Consider the following 17,533-nt stretch of genomic DNA (forward strand, 5'->3'; position numbering starts at 1 on the left):
CTGGTGGCAGGACCAGCAGGACCCGGCGGGGTGGCGGGTCCACTGGCGGCCGCCGTTCACCCAGATGGCTCTCCTCCCCAAGGACGCCTGCGCAGCCGACGCAGGCCAGGGAGTCCATCAGCTCCTGGTGCGCCTTGTGCTGCTCGCGTTCCCGGACGGCCTGGCGCTGGTCGTAGGCGGCGCGGTTATTCGGGTTGTCCAGCGCCAGTCGTCGTACTCGCGCCAGCCATCGTCGTTGTAGTACAGAGCCCGGGTCCCGGAGTCGGCGGCTTGTGCATAGCGTTGAAGCATGGGTGCCGATCCGGTGAGGTTGTTTCTCTGCGGCGACGTGATGCTCGGGCGGGGTGTCGACCAGATCCTCCCCCACCCGGGCGATCCGACCCTGCGGGAGCCGTATGTCGGGGATGCACTGACCTACGTCGAGTTGGCGGAGGCTGTGAACGGCCCGATTCCTCGTCCGGTCGACTTCTCCTGGCCCTGGGGGGAGACCTTGCGGCTCCTCGACGCCTCCGCGCCCGACGTCCGGGTGGTGAATCTGGAGACGAGCGTGACCCAGAGCGACGACTTCGCCCAGGGTAAGCAGGTGCACTACCGGATGGCTCCTGCCAATCTCCCCTGCCTGGCCGCAGTCCGGCCCGACGCCTGCGTGCTGGCCAACAACCATGTGCTGGACTTCGGACGCCTCGGGCTCGAAGAGACGCTCGGAACCTTGGCGCGTGCGGGACTGCAGACGGTGGGGGCAGGACGGGACACGGGCGCGGCACGGCGGCCCGCGATCGTCCCGGTCGACGGCGGCAGGCGGGTTCTGATCTTCGCGTTCGGGACGGCGTCCAGCGGGATTCCGCCGACGTGGGCCGCAGCCGAGGACCACGCCGGCGTCGCCCTCGCGTCGGAAACCTCGGACGCGGACGCCGCCGAGGTCGCCGACCGAGTACGGCGGGTGAGGCGACCGGGCGACATCGTGGTCGTATCGATCCACTGGGGGTCCAACTGGGGCTACCACGTCTCCCGCGCTCAGATCCGGTTCGCGCATGCGCTGATCGACGCAGGTGTCGACGTGGTGCACGGGCACTCCTCACACCACCCCCGTCCTGTCGAGGTCTACCGCGAGAAGCTCATCCTCTACGGCTGCGGCGACTTCATCGACGACTACGAGGGCATCTCCGGCCATGAGGAGTACCGGGACGACTTGCGCCTGCTGTACTTCGTCTCGGTCGAGCCGGACACCGGAAAGCTGGTCGGCGTGCGCATGGCTCCCGTACAGGCTCGACAGATGCGTCTTACGCCCGCACCGCACGAAGACTCCCCGTGGGTACGGGAGACTCTCGACCGGATCAGCCGCGTCTTCGGCGCACGCATCGATCTCGGGCCGGACGGCATGCTCGGTCTCCGGTGGACGCGAGGAGAGCGGACGTGACCGGCGAGGCTTCTCCTGCACCCCGAGATCTCGTCCAGGCCGTCCTGATGGCCGGGGTCCGCGACGAGCGGCTGCTCGACGCCATACGGGCGACGCCGCGAGCAGGATTCGTCCCTGCCGAATACGTCGCCCTCGCATGCGAGGACCGGCCCGTCCCGATCCCGCACGGGCAGGTGACCACCCAGCCCTCACTGTCGGCGAAGATGATCGAAGGTCTGGAACTCACCGGGAACGAGCACGTCCTCGAAGTCGGTACCGGCCTGGCCTTTCAGACCGCTCTGATCGCTCGCCTCGCCGCAGACGTCGTGAGCATCGAGATATGGCCCGATCTCGTTCGGCAGGCGCGGCGGAATCTCGCCCACCAGAGCGTTCGCAATGTGGAGCTGCGCGTCGGGGACGGCAGCTGCGGCGTGCCGGACCGCGCCCCGTACGACGCCATCATCGTCTCCGCCGCGTTCCCCGAAGTCCCTCTCCCACTGCTCGAGCAGCTTCGGCTCGGCGGCCACCTGGTCCAGCCCATCGGACCGGGTGGGGAGGAACAGGTCATGTCCTTCCGACGCACCGCTTCGGGACTGCAGCACCGGCAGACCCTCACCTGGGCCAGGTTCGTCCGGCTGCACGGACGGTACGGCTTTTCGTCCTGAGACGGTGAGGAGACCTGTGGCTCCGTCTACGGCGAACAGCGCCACACGCGCCTGGGCATCGGCGAGGGTGGAGGCCAGTGTGCCTCCCACACACTGTTGCCCTCCTTGGCGGCGACCTCCAAAACAGCGCTGATGAACACAAGAGGTCGCCACGACGGCATCGTCGCCCTCCCCCGGCCGGTAGGCTGACGTCGTCCGCCCCCGTTCCCCGCGAGGCCCTGATCTCCATGCGCATGTTCTTCGAGCCGGACGACGAGGACGGCTACGCGTCCGCCTGCGAGCAGTTGGTCAGGCGTTTCGCGCGCTGGTGCGAGGAGCACGGCGAGGTGGGCGATCCGACGGCGGCGGAGTCGGCGCTGGACTACCGGCATCGCGGGACCATCGACGGCCGGCTCGGGCTGTGGCAGGCGCGCCATGTGGAGGAGTTCCTGCTGAACTGGCTGCCACGCACGCTCACCGAGCTGCCCGGCGAGCCGCCTGCGGACGGCCCTGGCGCGCTTCGCGCCCTGCTGCGGTTCCTGGACGCGACGGGGCTTGACGATCCGCGCGGTGAGCCGCTCGACGTGCTGGAGCGCGTGATCGACGCCGTCTCGCCCGGGTACGCGGAGGCGATGACCGACCGTACCCGCTGGGGCATGGCGAAGTTCTGGACGACCACCGCCGCCGAGCAGGGCGTCGACATCTTCGATCAGCGCGCGATGGAGCGGTTCATCGAGCGCGCCCAGCGCGGCCAGGTTCCGTACGACGAGGCTGTTCTGGAGGAGATCGTCCGCCGTCACCGCCTCACCGGCCCGGCCATGGTGGACCGTGCCGAGCCGCAGCTGCCCGTCACGCTGCCGAGCAAGGACGAGCTGCGGGCCGCCGCCGCGGCCGTCCCGCTCATGGGCCAGCTGGCCTCTCTCGCGCAGTGGGCCGGAAAGGACGGACGGGAGCTGACGAAACTCGGGCGGCTCAAACTCGCCGACGCCCGGGAGCTCGTGGCGCTGCTCTCCACCGGCGACCGGCCCGGTTCGCCGCGTACCAGTGCCGATCTGCCGCACCTCAACGTGGTCTTCGAGTGGGCGAAGAAGGCCCGTGTGGTCCGCCCGGCGAAGGGCCGCTTGTTCGCGGTGGCCAAGGCGCAGCCGCTGCTCAAGGACCCGCTGGCGCTGTGGCTGCGGGCCTTCGAGGCGTTCTTCGAGCTGCGCGAGGCGCTGATCGGCGACCGGGACGGCTACCGGCCCACCTCCATGCTGTTCGCGGTGTACGAGGACCTTCTGCCCGACATCCTCAACACCCTCTACAGCATCCCGCACCCCATGCCCTGGCCCCGGCTTCGTGAGTCGACCCACCTGGCTTATGACACCCGCTTCCTCCTCACCGGCGAGGAACTGGCACAGGAACAGTTCTGGTTGCGGCAGGCCGACGCCGACCTTCGCGAGGTCCTCGAAGTCCTGGAGCAGTTCGGCGTCATCACTCGCGAACAGGGCATGGCCCATCCGGCCTTCCTCGACCTGCCGGCTGCACCGCCCGCACCGGCCCTGCCGCCGGGCATGTCCCCGGAGCTGGCCGCCCTTCTCGGCCCCCCGGCTCCCGACGCCGACGCACCGCGCCGCGCCGAGGAACTGCGCGGCGAACTCACCGCCGGCCCGGTTGAACTGATCCGCCTCACCGACCTCGGCACCCACGCCGTACGGCTACGGCTACTCGCCGAGGGCCGCAACGCGCCCCTCGTCGGCGAACTCACCCACGCCCCGGCCGCCGGACTGCTCGGCGTCCTCGCCGAGCACTACGACCCCGCATCCGCGCGCCTCGAACTCGCCGCCTGGACCCGGACGCGCGGCGGACCCGAGGCCGCGCTGGCCGAACTCGTCCAGGCCGTACGCGACACCCCGTGGCGCACCCGTGCTGCCGCCCTGCTCGACGTCCTCACCATTGCCCTGCCGAACGGCGAAGGCGAGCGGCTCCTGCGGAGTCTGCGCGGCGACTCGCAGCTCGCCCCGACCGCACTCAGCGTCCTCACCCACCGCGAGATCCTCCACCCCGACGACCTCACCGGCCCCGAGTCATTGCTCGTGCTCGCCGAGAGCCTCCTCCAGCTGCTCGAGGCCGGAGGGGAGGATGCCACCGTCGACTCGCTGCTCTCCCAAGGCCGCAGCAAGGCCAGCGAAGCCATCGCCGCCGCCGTCGCCTCCGGGCATCCGGACCAGGCCGGACTCGCCGCCCTCCGCTCCCTGGCCGACGGCCCGCTGCGCGAGCGCTCGGCACAGCTCGGCCACCTGAACGCTGCCCGCGCCCGCGCCCGCCGGAGTACCGCACGATCCAAGGGCAAACGGCGGCGCTGACCCACCTGGTCAATGCGCCGCCACTGCCGACCTTTTCACTCGACCGGGTGGAGTTGAACCCGGCCCCCGTCCTCATGCAGATAAGTCGTACTGATGATCACGCCGTCTCGACGATATTATGACGCCGATAGAAGCGTAGACGGCACGATTCACCAGGTGGCGCCCGCCTTCGGGATGACCGTCATCAGACCTCCCGAGGGCACACCGCAGGCGTTGCACTGGGCGGCAGAAGAGATCGTTGACTCTTGCGAACCCGACGGGGTCACCTCGGCACTCCTTCCGCAATGACTCAGGATCGAGGCCGGCGACGAGCAGCAACTGGGCGTAGAGGGCTGCCTGCTGGAGCGCATGTCCGACGACCAGATCCGCCTGCGCAGCCACTATGGCCAGCGGGAGAACTCGGTGGTCCCCATCTCCGGATGATTCGTCGCATGCTGATCGCCATGGTGCACTTCGTCACCAGCGAAGCCCGCCGCCCTTTGCCGGCCTGCCGCATCAGGCGGCTCGGAGAGCGCGATTGGAAGGCCACACGCGCCGACGAGATCCGCCGGTGGGTGGAACTCACCCGTGCGGAGCCGGCCAAACCGGCCTGACCTGCCACCCGGGAGCGTGCCCGGGGCGGCCAGGCGAGCGGCGCGGCCGCCCGGCCGCTCGGCCACCCGTCAGCCATCGGCCAGTCAACTGTTTTTCAGCGAGCGGATGTAGACCTGCCAGTCGGAGCCGGTGCCGCCCTGGAGCAGGTTGGAGCTGTTGTCGCCGAACAGCACCGTCCTGCCGTTGTCGGTCACGAAGGGATCACCCGCGGCGCCGTCCTTCGGCGTGCCGTCGGAGGCCGTGGTGAGGAGCTCGGTGCGCCCGGTCCGCAGGTCCTGCCGGTACAGGTCGAAGCGCGCCTGGCCGGCCCGGATGACCGTGTCGGAGCAGCCGCCGGAGAAGTAGATCCACCGGTCGTCGGCGGTGATGGCCGCCGACGGCTCCCCCCAGCAGATCGCGTCCGGGTTGGCGGAGGTCCTGATGCTCTGGACCCGGTTCGTCCGCAGGTCGTTGACGAAGAGCTCGGTACGGGCCTTGCCGCCTGGCAGCGGGGGCGCGCTGAGGGCATAGGCGGCGTAGCGGCCGTCGGGGCTGAGGCGCAGGGTCGGGGCCGCCGCACCGGGCGTCCCGTCGGGGTCGAGGCCCGCGACGACGGTGGTGCCGCTGTCGAGGTTGGTGGCGTAGAGGGTGGTGAAGCGCAGCCGGGCCAGGTCGGCGGTGCCGCCGTCCGTCTCCGGCAGGAGGTTCCTGGCCTTGGAAGTGAAGCCGACCGTCCGGCCGTCGCCGCTGATCGTCGGGTGCTCCGAGTCGCCGTTGGCGGCCTGCCCGTCGACTCCGACGCTGACCAGGCGGGTGGCGCCGGTGACGCGGTCGATGACGTAGACGTTCCGCGTGTTCGGCGCGACGGGTGCCCCCGGCACGAGATCGGTGCGGGCCGACATGAAGACGATGCGCCGGCCGTCGGCGCTGATGGCCGGCTCGTAGGAGCCGCCCTCGCTCGCGCCGGACGCGGTGGCGTTGGTGACGGCGCTGGTGCGGCCCTTCACGCGGTCGCGGACGTAGACGTTGAACACCCCGTTCATCTCGGCGGAGAACACGATGTAGCGGCCGTCGCCGCTGATGCCCGCCTCCTCGGCGATCGAGGTCAGCGCGGTGCCGTCGTCGGCGCGGCTGACCAGCTCCGTACGACCGGTCCGCAGGTCGCGGACGTACAGGCCGAAGCCTGGGCTCGCGTCGGCCACCAGGTTCGTCGCGGACGAGCTGAACAGCGCGTAGCGGCCGTTGCCGCTGATGCCCAGGCTCATGGACTGCTGGTTCGCCCGGGCGCCGTCCACGCCGAGGTCGACCTGGGTGATAGGGCCCCACGCCGGAGCGGCCTGGGCCGGTGCGGCGGTGACGGTGACGGCGGCGGCCACTGCGAGCAGTCCGGCGGCGGCGCGCGCCAGTCGCCGGGCGCGGGTGGTTCGGTTCTTCGGTTCCATGGTGCTGCGTCCTCCCCGGATGGTCGGTCCGGCCCGCCTCTGCTCCCCGTCGGCGCGCCCGGGGAAGAGCCAACCGCCGGACGCCGCCGAAGGTCAACGGTTCGGACGGAAACCGGCCGGGAATACGCCGTGGAGCCCTGGACGGATCATCCGTCCAGGGCTCCACGGCTACGGTTCAGCGCCGGCGCCGTTCGAGAAACCAGGCCGCGCTCAGAACCGGGACGGACACCTCGAACGCCGAGGTGCCGTCGCCCCGCTCGAAGACCAGCTCGAAGGGTGGCCGAGGCGGTCACCTCCGAACGGCTGCGGATCGCACGGGAGTTGCACGACATGGTCGCGCACAGCATCGGCATCATCGCGATCCAGGCCGGTGCGGGCAGCCGGGTGATTCAGACCCAGCCGGCCGAGGCGCGCGAGGCCCTGCGCGCCATCGAGGCCACCAGCAGAGAGACCCTGTCGGGCCTTCGGCGCACGCTGGTGTCGCTCCGTCAGGCCGACCGAGGCGCGACCACCTCGGAGCAGTCACCGCTCGCACCCACGCCGGGGCTGGCGGACATCGAGCGGTTGGCGGCAGCGACCGCGGGCGCAGGGGTACGCGTCGATGTGCGCTGCACCGGGGAGCAGCGTCCCGTGCCGGCCGACATCGACCTGTCCGCCTACCGCATCGTGCAGGAGGCGCTGACCAACGTGGTCCGCCACGCGGTGGAGGTCGTCGACAACGGGCGCGGCGCCATCGAGGACGGCCCGGCCCACGGCTTCGGCCTCATCGGGATGCGGGAACGAGCCGGTCTGCTGGGCGGCCACCTCAGCGCCGGGCCGCGACCTGAGGGCGGCTTCCGGGTGGCGGCCCGGCTGCCGCTGAAGAGCCTCTACCACCTCAATGTCACCGCGGACGAGCAGACGGACCTGGCCGACATGCTCGACACCTGCAACCAGTGACCGGCCCCGCGCGGGCAGAGCGGTACGAGGCACACGTCACCGATCTGCGCCCGTGTCTCGCAACCGACCTCGGGCTGGCCTCAGCCAACGGCCTGCCAGGTATCGGGAAGGGGCTGGACGAATCGCGCGGTGTGCTCGGGGTTGTCCGCGCTGAACGCTTCCCAGTCCGGGAGCCCGGGGTCCACCGTGTCCGGCGAGTCGTGCCGCACGCAGTGCTGGGCGAGCCACCGATCATCACAACCCACGGCGTAGACGCTGATGAGCCCATGCCGGCTGACCAGCTGCTCCCAGCGACCGGTCTGGCTGGTCTCAACCCAGTTCTTGCATCGCGTGTTGGACCGCGTCCGGGCGACGCACTGGATGCCGTCGATCGGGTGGGGGCCGATCCACAGCCGATCGTTGATCACGAACAACATCGGGGGGCGCTGGCTCAGATTCTCGCTCATCCCATGGATCCTGCCAGCCACCAGCACAGACGGCACAGCCTTGCCACAGGCGCATCTTGATCCGCCGAGTCACCCGTCGGCCCGGCGCGGCAGGCGGGGTGCCGCGCCGGGCCGGCGTTTATGCGGAGCGGCCCCTCACTGGGTAAAGCCTGGCGTGCAGCAGCCGGTCCTTCCACCACGGATCGTCCGGGGCGGAAACCAGGGCGGCGACCTGCTCGCGTTTGGTCGGGGCGGGCAGCATCAGCGGGCCCAAGTCCTTCGCGGCACGGTCCCGCACACACTTCGGGCACTCCAGCCGCTCCGTGCGTTCCTGGTGGCAGGGCCAGCAGGATCCGCCGGGGCGGCGGGTCCATTGGCGGCTGCCGTACACCCAGGAGGTCTCCTCCTCGGGGACATCGCCGCAGTCGACGCTGCGGCGATGCCCCTCTCACCTCGGCGCTCGACGGTCAGGACCCGGAGGGCACCGGGTGCGTCGAGCGCCCGCCTTGATGGCGTCATCCTCCGCTGGTGCTGTGCATGGATCATCACAGCAGCCAGGCGCTGAGCAGGGTCAGCAAAGCCATCGCCAGCGTCATGACTGCGGCGAAGGTGGCCCCTGCCCGCAAACAAGCGGCAGGAACGGATGCTCCGTCCATGCGGTGGAGCATGCCCGCGATGCCTGCGATGCCCGCGGCAACCAGCGCGGCCACGACGATGAGCAGGACGATGAAGACGACGCGGGTCGGTGTGAAGTGCATGAGTTCCCCCGTTGTTCCCGGAGTGATTGCCGCTCGCATCTCGGGCGGCCTGCTGGAAGGCTCGCAACAGGAGGAGGTGTCCGGCATGCCAACCGGACGGCATCGGTGCAACCGCCCCTCCGGTGCTGGTCGAGGGCATACGCTGGGACTTCAGCTGTCCGGCAGGTGTCCGGACGCCATCATGAGCAGCGGGTGGGGGCACTTGAGCAACGGCGACGGGGAAGAACCAGCTCAGTACTTCACGGACCTCCTTCTCTCACTCGGCCGGCTGCGCACCCTGACAGGTCCTTCCTGGAGGGACCTTGAGCGTCAATCAGGTGTGGCCAGCAGCACCGTTCAGGACTGGCTGAAGCAGGGCTCCATCCCGGATGAGGTCGACGGGGTGAAGAAGGTGGCCGCGCTGATCGTGGACGCGGCCCGGCAAGACCACCGAGCGAACCCGGAGGCTGTCGCTCCTGTCGCCCGCGTGAACTGGTCGGCAGCGCACAGTGCCGCTCAGGCAGCTCGGGCAGGTCTGCGCGGGGAACAGGCCGCGTCCAAGAGATCGCAACGCGTGAGCACAGCACGGACGGCTCGGGAACGAATCGCCGGATTGCCGGACAGGCCCATTCCCGTGGCGAACTGGGGCGCCCAGCAGCTGAACGTTCATGCAGCGGCCCCACCCGCAGATGGCAGCGCGGCGTCAGCCGCGTTCGTGCTGCCCGCCTATGTAGGACGCCCGCACGACGAGGAGGTCCGCCGTCGGCTGATGAGCATCGCCAACGGTTCGAGGACAGAGCTGCTGGTGCTGCGCGGCGGATCGTGCACGGGGAAGACCCGCACGGCCTACGAGGCCGTGAAGCAGCAACTTCCCGACTGGCACCTCATCTACCCGAAGACCGCAGATGCGCTGATCTCCGCTGTCGAGGCGAACGCCGTCGCTGAGAAGACTGTGCTGTGGCTCGACGATGCCCAACATCTCTTCGAGCAGCCTGCCGGCGATGACGCGGCTGTAGCTCTACGCCGGCTGCTGGAGCGGCCAGGCCCCGTCGTCGTCCTCGCCACCATGTCGCCAAGCGCCCACAGGCGGCTGACCACCCCGGCGATGCGGGATGAGCGGAACATCCACCCCAACACCGGAGCCCTGCTCCGCCCGTGGCCCGCCATCGACGTGCCGGAGGAGTTCACCGGCGAGTCACTGAACGAGGTCTACCGCAAAGCGGAGGAAGACTCTGCTCTCAACGCAGTACTCATGTCTGTCGCCTACCGCGGAGCCCTCACACAGACCCTGGCGGCAGGTCCCGACCTAATGGACCACTGGCTCCACGCCACCTGCCCCTACGGTAAGGCGGTTCTGACAGCCGCGATCGACGCCAGCCGCCTAGGCGTAAGCAGGCCGACGACCGCTTTCCTTCTCGGCGCTGCCCCGGGGTACCTCCGAGCGCACCAACAAGCCGAAGCCCCGCAGGACTGGGGCCAGAGAGCACTGGACTACGCCTACGAGCTCAGGAAGGATGTCGCCCGCGCCCTCAACCCTGTCCCCCTTGCCGAGGGAATGGGAGCCGAACCTGACGTCCACGCCCTTGCCGACTACCTGGAGGAACACGCCGCACCGTTGCGAGAGGGCCTTGCTCCTCCTCCCAGTTTCTGGACTGCCATCGCGCACCAAGCCAGCACATCAGACGAACTATGGCGGATCGGGTGGGAGGCCAGCCGGATTGGGTTCGACGCTCAAGCCGAGCAGCTGTTCGCCAGGGCGGTCGAGGCATCCGGCCATGCCGAAGCACTGTGGGGACTGGCCAGGTATCGCGAGCTCGCCGGAGACCACCAGGAAGCCGAGAGGCTGGCAGTGGAGTCCGAGCGTGCCGGCAACTCCCATGCTTTCCGAAGGCTCATGAAGATGCGGCCCTGGCCAGCGGACGCAGAGCTCGCCATCAAGGCCGACCTGGCAGGCTACCCGCACGCTCTGTCTCGGCTCACCTGGGAACTGGAGTACACCGACAACTGGGACGGCCTCATCAAGGTGTGGCAGATGGCGGCGAAAGCTGGGAGGGGCGTTCCGGGCTGGGTACCGAAGGAACCCGTGAGCAAGGACGAACGCGGATCAACGGCGTAAGCGGGCAGACGCTGCAAGCCATCGGCCGGTCACTTCGGTGTACACGCGAGCACGGGCCATCTCGTCCCGAGGGAGGTGCTCAGCTCGCGAGGCGGCCGGCGGGAAACCTCTTCTGGAAGGGCTTTACCCGTCGCGGCCGACAACGGCGTGCGCTTCCACCCAGCGTCGAACGTGCTGGTAAAGGGCCTGAGACAGCCGGACTACACCCGGGCAGTCCTCGGTCACCAGGCCCACCGCCCCAAAGAGAGCTCCGGCCGCCGCCGTCCCAGCTGGTGGCCGGACGGCAGGCCGGGGCGGAGTTCACGGGCAGTCGACGACCCATTTTGTAGCCCGAGGCGAGGCTCATGCCCTCCCCCGTTCGGCCACACGTACGATGGCGGGTCGACCGCGCCGGTAGCCCGAGGCGCGGCAGCATGCCGGCGAAGAGCGTGAGAGGCCCGCATTGATCATCTTCGACACGAACGCCATCAACCGGTTCAACCCGAGAAGCCCGCGGGCGGACCTCGTACGCGCGCTCCGAGCATCGGGCCAGTACAGGGTTGGCGTTCCCTGGGTGGTCTTGGAGGAGTTGGTCGCGCACCAGGCGAAGGAGTACATGACGCAGCGTGGCGCCGCGTTGAAAGAGCTCAAGGAGCTTCGGCGGTCGATGGTGTGGCGGTCGGCGGACGTGGTTGACGAGCTGCCTCTGGAACTGGAGGAGTGTCAGGAGTACTGGCGCAAGGCGTACGGGGAGATTTTCGAGGTGGTCCCGACCTCTGGGGACGCCGCGTTGAAGGCCTTGTCGCGGGAGGCGATCGCACTTCCACCGGCGAAGCAGGGCACCAAGCGGGCCGAGGGCGCCCGTGACGCTGCCATCTGGTTCACGATCGTCGAGTATCTGCGGGAACACCCTGACGAGGAGGTCGTTTTCGTCACGGACAACCACAAGGACTTCGGGGACGGCGCCGAGTACCCGTACCCGATGGGCCAGGACTTGGGGGACTGTTCGGACCGTCTGAAGCGGATCGAGGACTTCGACTCGGTGGTGGCCGAGTTCACGACACCTGTGGACGGCAAAGCGGCTGCGGCTGACGCCGAACGGCACCTGGGCACGGACGCTGTAGCCGAGCCCGTCTCGCGGCTCGCCGTCGACGGGCACCGCGCGGGGGTCGGCTTCCCCGGGGTCTCCAGCACGGGGGCTGTAGTGGAGTGGAAGGGCTGGATCGGTGCGCCCCAGTCGAAGCTGATCGACGTCTCTGAGGGAGCTGGCCACCGCATCGGACAGGACATCTGGTACACCACCAAAGCCATCTGGCTGCTGCGCGGCGTAGCCGCGACGGTGGAGGGGGGCTTCAGGGGCGTCGCCTGCACATGGAAGATCAAGTTGCTGTTTTGGGGCGTCCGATTTCGTACCCGGTCGTCCCAGGTGGCGTGCGGCGCCGCCGGGACGCCGCAGGGAAGCCCATGTCGAGAAGTCCCGTTGCCGGTGGCCGGGAGGCCGACGAACGACTGGAAGTTCCGCACGACGGCGTTGGGGAGGCCGCTGCCGGTGTGGGCGGCCGACGCCCTGGCCGCCGAGCAGGGCCGTCGGTGGGACGCGCGGCAGTCATCCGCAGTGGAGGAGGGAGCCGAGGACGTCGTCCGCCTGCACGCCTTCGGTGCACCGAGGAGAAGCGGCGGTAGGCGTCGAACGCGGTTTCAGGCTCAGGAAAGCACCTTGAGCACTTCCTGAGCCAGCGGCCCTGACGAAGCCGGATTCTGACCCGTATGGAGGTTGCCGTCTGTCACGGTGTACGGCTGCCAGGCAGGACCGCGTGTGTAGTTGGTGGGGAGATTCCTCAGCTCGTCCTCTAGCAGCCATTTCGCGTCGTCGGCAAAGCCGACGCCCGCTTCCTCCTCGTTGGAGAAGCCGGTCACGTTGAGGCCAGCAAAAGGCGTGTTCCCGTGCTCGTCGCGGGTCGCGAGGATTGCGGCCGGGGCGTGGCAGACGATGGCGAGGGGTTTGCCCGAAGCGAGCGCCCTGCGGAGCAGAAGGGCGGAGTCCTCGTCGAAGGCGAGGTCTTCCATGGGGCCGTGCCCGCCCGGGTAGTAGACCGCGTCGTAGTCTTCGACCTGCACGTCCTTGAGGGAGACGGGGTGGCGGAGCTCCTCGGCCGCCTCGATGACCGCCGTCTCCTTGAGCATGTTCTCCTCGCCGCCCGCATAGCGGGGTTGCAGGCTCATGGTGTCCACGACGGGGATAACAGCGCCCGGTGTTGCCACAGTGACCTGGTGGCCGGCGCCGGTAAATACGGTGTAGGGCGCTACGAATTCCTCAGCCCAGTATCCAGTCGGATGTCGATGTCCGTTCTTGAATGTCCAGTAGCTTGCGCCGGTGAGCACAAAAAGAATTCGACCCACGACTGACCTCCTCCTGGCGTCGGGTGCGAGGCGAAATTGCGTCGCTTGCTTCAAAGCGCCTGCGCGGGGCATCCGGAGAGCCTTCCGCTTTGATTCCAGCGGCTCACGACGGCCCAGAAAACCAATTCGTGACGTTCGTATTCAATTTCCGTCGACGCCTGCTCGATGCCGACTCGCTGTTGAGGTTGCTGTGGTGTTTGGCAATCAGCAGCGGGTCGCGAGTCGGCCTCGCTCCAGCGTGGCAGACGGTCTAGTCGGCGGCAAGTCGTGCACCACAGCCCCAAGGCCTTTGAAGGGATGTTCCATTTCTGGCCGCAGTGCAGGAGGTTGACGGATTCTCATGGTGCTCATTCGGTTGTGCGCCCGCTTGCCCACTGAAGCGTCATGTCGAGAATCAGTTTGCAGCCTGCCGGTGTCTCGTGATCGCTTCGGTTACATCTCCGGCGAACTGCTTGCTGACGATCGTCGACGCCGTCAAGGGCTACATCTGGAAATAGGGCAACTGCTCGAAATCGGGTCATCGGACTTGATGGGGAGTCAGCACACGTCGACTTCGGGCGGTTGCGCAGCGTGACCGCAGGCATTGGTTGGCCCGGTTGCGGAAGCCTTACGCTGTACGGCTCCGAGCTTGATCACGCGGTTCTTGCCCTCGGACGCGGCGTTGCTGATCCCGGTGATCACGTAGGCCTCGATGCCGTCCCACCACTGAGTTGCCAGTAGCGGCCTGTGGGCTCAGGCTGAGAGGTGGTCCCGGAGCCCAGCGCGTCAGGCATCGCCCGAGAAGGCGGCGATAGCGATCCCCGATAGCGATCCCGATGTCGTCCTCGTGGGCTTCTCGATGGGCACCGGCGAAGTCGGCCGCCACCCAGGCGGCTGTGGCTCAGCCCGCGTTTCCAAGGCCGTGCTTATGGGGTGATTCCGCCGTTCATGCTCAAGACCGAGGACGATCCCAAGGACAAGGAAACACTCGACATGGCGAATGCGGCACTCAAGAAGGTCCTCATCACGGGAGCGGGCACCGGCTTCGGGTTCGAAGCCGCCATGCGCCTTGCCGAGAAGGGCTTCGACGTGATCGCCGGGGTGGAGATCTACGCCCAGGTGCAGACGCTGAAGTGGCAGGCGGCGGAGCGCGGGGTCAAGCTTCGGGTCGAGAAGCTCGACGTCACGAACGACGGGGACCGTCGCAAGGCCCTCGGCTGGGGTGTGGAGATTCTGGTGAACAACGCCGGTGTCGGTGAAGGCGGCGCCACGGTCGACATACCCGAGTCGAACATTCGGCACCAGTTCGAGGTCAACGTCACGGGGCCACTCGTCCTCACCCAGGGAATCGCCAAGCAGATGATCAAGCGCGGGGCCGGCCGCATCGTCTGGGTCTCATCGAGGGAGGGCCTGAACGTCAACCCGTTCACCGGCATCTACTCCGCCTCCAAACACGCGGTCGAGGCGATCGCCGAGACCATGGCCTACGAACTGCAGGAGTACAACATCGAAGTCGCCACGGTCAATCCGGGGCCCTTCCTGACCGGCTTCAACGACCGCATGTTCCAGACCTGGGAGAGCTGGGAGGACGACACCTCGCAGCGGCTGTTCGACTACTCCAAGCTCGCCTTCCCCCGCCCGCAGTTCGACCCTGAAGCGGTCTATGCGACGCTGACGGCCGTCGCCGCAGGCGAGGTCGACAGCTACCGCAACCTGGAGCCCAAGTCGATGCATGAGGAGACCAGGCACCTCCAAGAAGTTCCGTGGGAGCGCAAGGTCACGGACGGCCTCGGGAGCCGGCATCCGGCCATCCAGCATTCCTACGAGATGAAGCCCGAGACTCCTGTCAAGTGACTACCTCCCAGGTGACTGCGAGCAGCAGGGCGGCCTGAAAAGCACCGGGAGCCGCGCACCGTCCGAACTCGCCTGTCAAGCAGCCGTGCCCGAACACGGCCGGACTGTGAACGAGACAGCAGTGGTTCGGTGAGAGCCGACGGCGGGCCCGTGACGGGGCTCTCAAACGCGCGAGGCGCTATCCGGGCACGAGTCACAGCGCTCACAACATCCGGAGGAACACCAATGCCTGTCAAGCCGACCGTGCTGCAGGATCGCTATCGCAACCGCGGCACGGCGTACACGCTGGAGGAGCGGGCAAGGCTCGGACTCACAGGGCGGCTGCCGGCTGCCGTCGAGAGCCTCGACGAGCAGGCCGACCGGGCCTACACGCAGCTCAAGCAGCAGCCCTCCGACCTGCACAAGTACATGTACCTGAACGAGGTCCACAACCAGAACCAGGTGCTGTACTTCAAGCTGCTCGCCGACCACCTCGCCGAGTTGCTCCCGGTGGTCTACGACCCCACCGTCGGTGAGGCGATCGAGAACTGGTCCGTCGACTACCGCGACTCGCGCGCGATCTACCTGTCGATCGACCGTCCCGAGGACGTGAAAGCATCGTTCGAGTCGCTGGGCCTCGACGCCGACGACGTCGACCTGATCGTGGTGTCCGACGCCCAGGAGATTCTGGGTATCGGAGACTGGGGCGTGAACGGGACCGACATCTCCATCGGGAAGCTCGCCGTCTACACGGCCGCGGCCGGCATCGACCCGAACCGGGTCATCGCCGTGAACCTCGACGTGGGAACGGACAACGAGCAGCTTCTCAACAATCCGTCCTACCTGGGCAACCGCCACGCAAGGGTCACCGGCAAGCGCTACAACGACTTCATCGCCCTCTACCTCGAGACCGCGTCCGAGTTGTACCCGAGCGCACTCCTGCACTTCGAGGACTTCGGGCCGTCGAACGCCCGGCGCGTCCTGGTGGAGAACTCCGACAAGTACCGGATCTTCAACGACGACATGCAGGGCACCGGCGCGATCGTCATGGCTTCGGTGTTCTCGGCCCTGAAGGTGACCGGGGAACGCTGGTCCGAGCAGCGGCTCGTGGTCTTCGGTGCGGGAACCGCCGGCACCGGCATGGCCGACCAGATCCACGCAGCGATGCTGCGTGACGGTGCGACACCCGAAGAGGCGAAGAAGAACATCTGGCTCGTCGACATCCACGGCCTGGTGACCGATGACATGCGGGACCTGCCTGACTATCAGCAGGTGTACGCGCGGCAGAAGTCCGAGGTCGGCGGGTGGTCCGACGGTGAGATCGACTTGCTCACCACCGTCAAGCACGTCAAGCCCACCATCCTCATCGGCACTTCCACCGCCCACAACGCGTTCACCGAGGACGTGGTGCGGACGCTGGCCGAGGGCGTCGATCGTCCGATCCTCCTGCCGCTGTCGAACCCGACGAGTCGTATCGAGGTCATGCCGTCGGACGCGGTGCCCTGGTCCGAGGGCAGGGCACTGATCGCGGTCGGTATCCCGGTCGAACCGGTCCGGTACAACGGGGTCTCCTACGAGATCGGGCAGGCCAACAACGCCCTCCTCTACCCGGGGCTCGGCCTCGGCACGATCGTGTCGGGCGCCCGCCACGTGACGGACACCATGCTGCTCGCTGCTGCCGAGGCGGTAGCAAGCCAGGTCGATGTCTCGCGACCCGGGGCATCGCTCCTGCCGCCGGTCGCGAACCTGAGGGCATCGTCCGCGACGGTCGCGCTCGCCGTCGCTCGTGCTGCGGCAGAGGACGGTGTCGCAACCAAGTCCCACGACAACCTCATTCAGGCGGTCCAGGACGCGATGTGGCAGCCGGTCTACCCCGCAGCCGATGGGGAGGGCCGGCAATGAGTGACAACCAGTCGCCCCCCGAGATGCGGAACCTGCCGATCGGGATCCGGGCGAGCGGAAGCCGGCAGGAATTCGACAGCATGGGTACCGTCGAGGTGCCGGCGGACCGCTATTGGGGTGCGCAGACGCAACGGTCGCTCATGCACTTCTCCATCGGTGACGACCGGATGCCCAAAGAGGTCTACCACGCCTACGGCTACGTGAAGAAGGCGGCTGCACTCGTGAACGCCGCTGCCGGGCGGCTGCCCGAGTGGAAGAAACAGGCCATCGTACGGGCCGCGGAGGAAACCATCGCGGGGGAGCTCGACGAGCACTTCCCGCTGTTCGTCTGGCAGACGGGCTCGGGCACCCAGAGCAACATGAACGTCAACGAGGTCATCTCCAACCGCGCCTCGCAGCTGCTCGGCGGCACGCTCGGGGCTCAGAAGCCGGTTGCCCCGAACGACGACGTCAACATGGGACAGTCCAGCAACGACAGCTTCCCGACCGCGATGCACATCGCCTCGGTGCAGGAGATCGACGACCATCTGCTGCCACAGGCCCGGAAGCTCGCCGGTTCCATTGAAGCCAAGGCCGAAGAGTGGGCCGACGTCGTCAAGATCGGCCGCACACACCTCGAAGACGCAGTGCCACTCACGGTGGGACAGGAGTGGTCCGGCTATGCCGCGCAACTACGCGCCTGCATCCGGGAGATCGAGCACAGCCGGGAGGGGATGCTCGCGCTGGCCCTAGGACGTGTATTCGGTCGTGATCAATGGGTTCGGGTGAGGTCCTTGATCCAGATCATTGCGCCGCGAAGGTGAAGGCCGGCGAGGTAGCTTTC

15 protein-coding genes are annotated in these 17,533 nt (G+C 68.1%); 11 read left to right on the forward strand and 4 right to left on the reverse strand.

Translation table 11 applies throughout. The features are described from left to right. The 5 genes from ACIRRH_RS42845 to ACIRRH_RS42865 form a co-directional block, all read left to right on the forward strand. A partial coding sequence (locus ACIRRH_RS42845; protein ID WP_403078815.1) for a hypothetical protein occupies positions 1-241 on the forward strand: 241 nt, incomplete at its 5' end. A 48-nt stretch (positions 242-289) separates the two neighbouring features. Continuing rightward, a complete protein-coding gene (locus ACIRRH_RS42850; protein ID WP_403078816.1) occupies positions 290-1,417 on the forward strand; it encodes a CapA family protein in 1,128 nt (375 codons plus the stop codon). Then, a complete protein-coding gene (locus ACIRRH_RS42855) occupies positions 1,414-2,061 on the forward strand; it encodes a protein-L-isoaspartate(D-aspartate) O-methyltransferase (RefSeq protein WP_403078818.1) in 648 nt (215 codons plus the stop codon). The genes ACIRRH_RS42850 and ACIRRH_RS42855 overlap by 4 nt, the downstream gene beginning before the upstream one ends. Positions 2,062-2,288: 227 nt before the next feature. Then, a complete protein-coding gene (locus ACIRRH_RS42860; RefSeq protein WP_403078819.1) occupies positions 2,289-4,385 on the forward strand; it encodes a hypothetical protein in 2,097 nt (698 codons plus the stop codon). A gap of 431 nt (positions 4,386-4,816) precedes the next feature. Continuing rightward, positions 4,817-4,978: a hypothetical protein gene (locus ACIRRH_RS42865; protein ID WP_403078821.1), complete on the forward strand. Its 162-nt coding sequence runs from the start codon at positions 4,817-4,819 to the stop codon at positions 4,976-4,978. Positions 4,979-5,062: 84 nt separating this feature from the next. Here the strand turns inward: ACIRRH_RS42865 and ACIRRH_RS42870 are convergent, their stop codons facing one another. Continuing rightward, the gene (locus ACIRRH_RS42870; protein ID WP_403078822.1) at positions 5,063-6,400 is read right to left on the reverse strand and encodes a hypothetical protein; all 1,338 of its coding nucleotides are present in this window, start codon (positions 6,398-6,400) and stop codon (positions 5,063-5,065) included. A 276-nt stretch (positions 6,401-6,676) separates the two neighbouring features. Between ACIRRH_RS42870 and ACIRRH_RS42875 the strand changes: the two genes are divergently transcribed. Beyond that, a complete protein-coding gene (locus tag ACIRRH_RS42875) occupies positions 6,677-7,339 on the forward strand; it encodes a sensor histidine kinase (protein ID WP_403078824.1) in 663 nt (220 codons plus the stop codon). Positions 7,340-7,419: 80 nt separating this feature from the next. Here ACIRRH_RS42875 and ACIRRH_RS42880 read toward each other — a convergent pair whose 3' ends face one another. Both ACIRRH_RS42880 and ACIRRH_RS42885 read right to left on the reverse strand, forming a co-directional pair. Further along, positions 7,420-7,785: a hypothetical protein gene (locus ACIRRH_RS42880; RefSeq protein WP_403078826.1), complete on the reverse strand. Its 366-nt coding sequence runs from the start codon at positions 7,783-7,785 to the stop codon at positions 7,420-7,422. 524 nt (positions 7,786-8,309) lie between these two features. Further along, positions 8,310-8,522, reverse strand: a complete 213-nt coding sequence (locus ACIRRH_RS42885; RefSeq protein WP_403078828.1) for a hypothetical protein — start codon at positions 8,520-8,522, stop codon at positions 8,310-8,312. A 748-nt stretch (positions 8,523-9,270) separates the two neighbouring features. Here ACIRRH_RS42885 and ACIRRH_RS42890 point away from each other — a divergent pair. Both ACIRRH_RS42890 and ACIRRH_RS42895 read left to right on the forward strand, forming a co-directional pair. Next, entirely contained in the window at positions 9,271-10,617 is a 1,347-nt protein-coding gene (locus ACIRRH_RS42890; RefSeq protein WP_403078829.1) for a hypothetical protein, read from the forward strand. Positions 10,618-11,059: 442 nt separating this feature from the next. Next, positions 11,060-12,328, forward strand: coding sequence for a PIN domain-containing protein (locus tag ACIRRH_RS42895; protein ID WP_403078830.1), 1,269 nt, complete (start codon positions 11,060-11,062; stop codon positions 12,326-12,328). Here ACIRRH_RS42895 and ACIRRH_RS42900 read toward each other — a convergent pair. Beyond that, the gene (locus ACIRRH_RS42900) at positions 12,301-12,996 is read right to left on the reverse strand and encodes a type 1 glutamine amidotransferase domain-containing protein (protein ID WP_403078832.1); all 696 of its coding nucleotides are present in this window, start codon (positions 12,994-12,996) and stop codon (positions 12,301-12,303) included. The genes ACIRRH_RS42895 and ACIRRH_RS42900 overlap by 28 nt on opposite strands. A 972-nt stretch (positions 12,997-13,968) precedes the next feature. Here ACIRRH_RS42900 and ACIRRH_RS42905 point away from each other — a divergent pair. From ACIRRH_RS42905 to ACIRRH_RS42915, 3 genes are all read left to right on the forward strand, one after another. Further along, complete coding sequence (locus ACIRRH_RS42905; protein ID WP_403078837.1) at positions 13,969-14,829, forward strand: SDR family oxidoreductase; 861 nt, start codon at positions 13,969-13,971, stop codon at positions 14,827-14,829. A 129-nt stretch (positions 14,830-14,958) separates the two neighbouring features. After that, the gene (locus ACIRRH_RS42910) at positions 14,959-16,710 is read left to right on the forward strand and encodes an NAD-dependent malic enzyme (RefSeq protein ID WP_403078834.1); all 1,752 of its coding nucleotides are present in this window, start codon (positions 14,959-14,961) and stop codon (positions 16,708-16,710) included. Further along, the gene (locus ACIRRH_RS42915; RefSeq protein ID WP_403078835.1) at positions 16,707-17,513 is read left to right on the forward strand and encodes a lyase family protein; all 807 of its coding nucleotides are present in this window, start codon (positions 16,707-16,709) and stop codon (positions 17,511-17,513) included. The genes ACIRRH_RS42910 and ACIRRH_RS42915 overlap by 4 nt, the downstream gene beginning before the upstream one ends. Positions 17,514-17,533 lie beyond the last annotated feature (20 nt).

This window comes from Kitasatospora sp. NPDC101235, assembly GCF_044767505.1.
Classification (GTDB): Bacteria; Actinomycetota; Actinomycetes; order Streptomycetales; family Streptomycetaceae; genus Kitasatospora.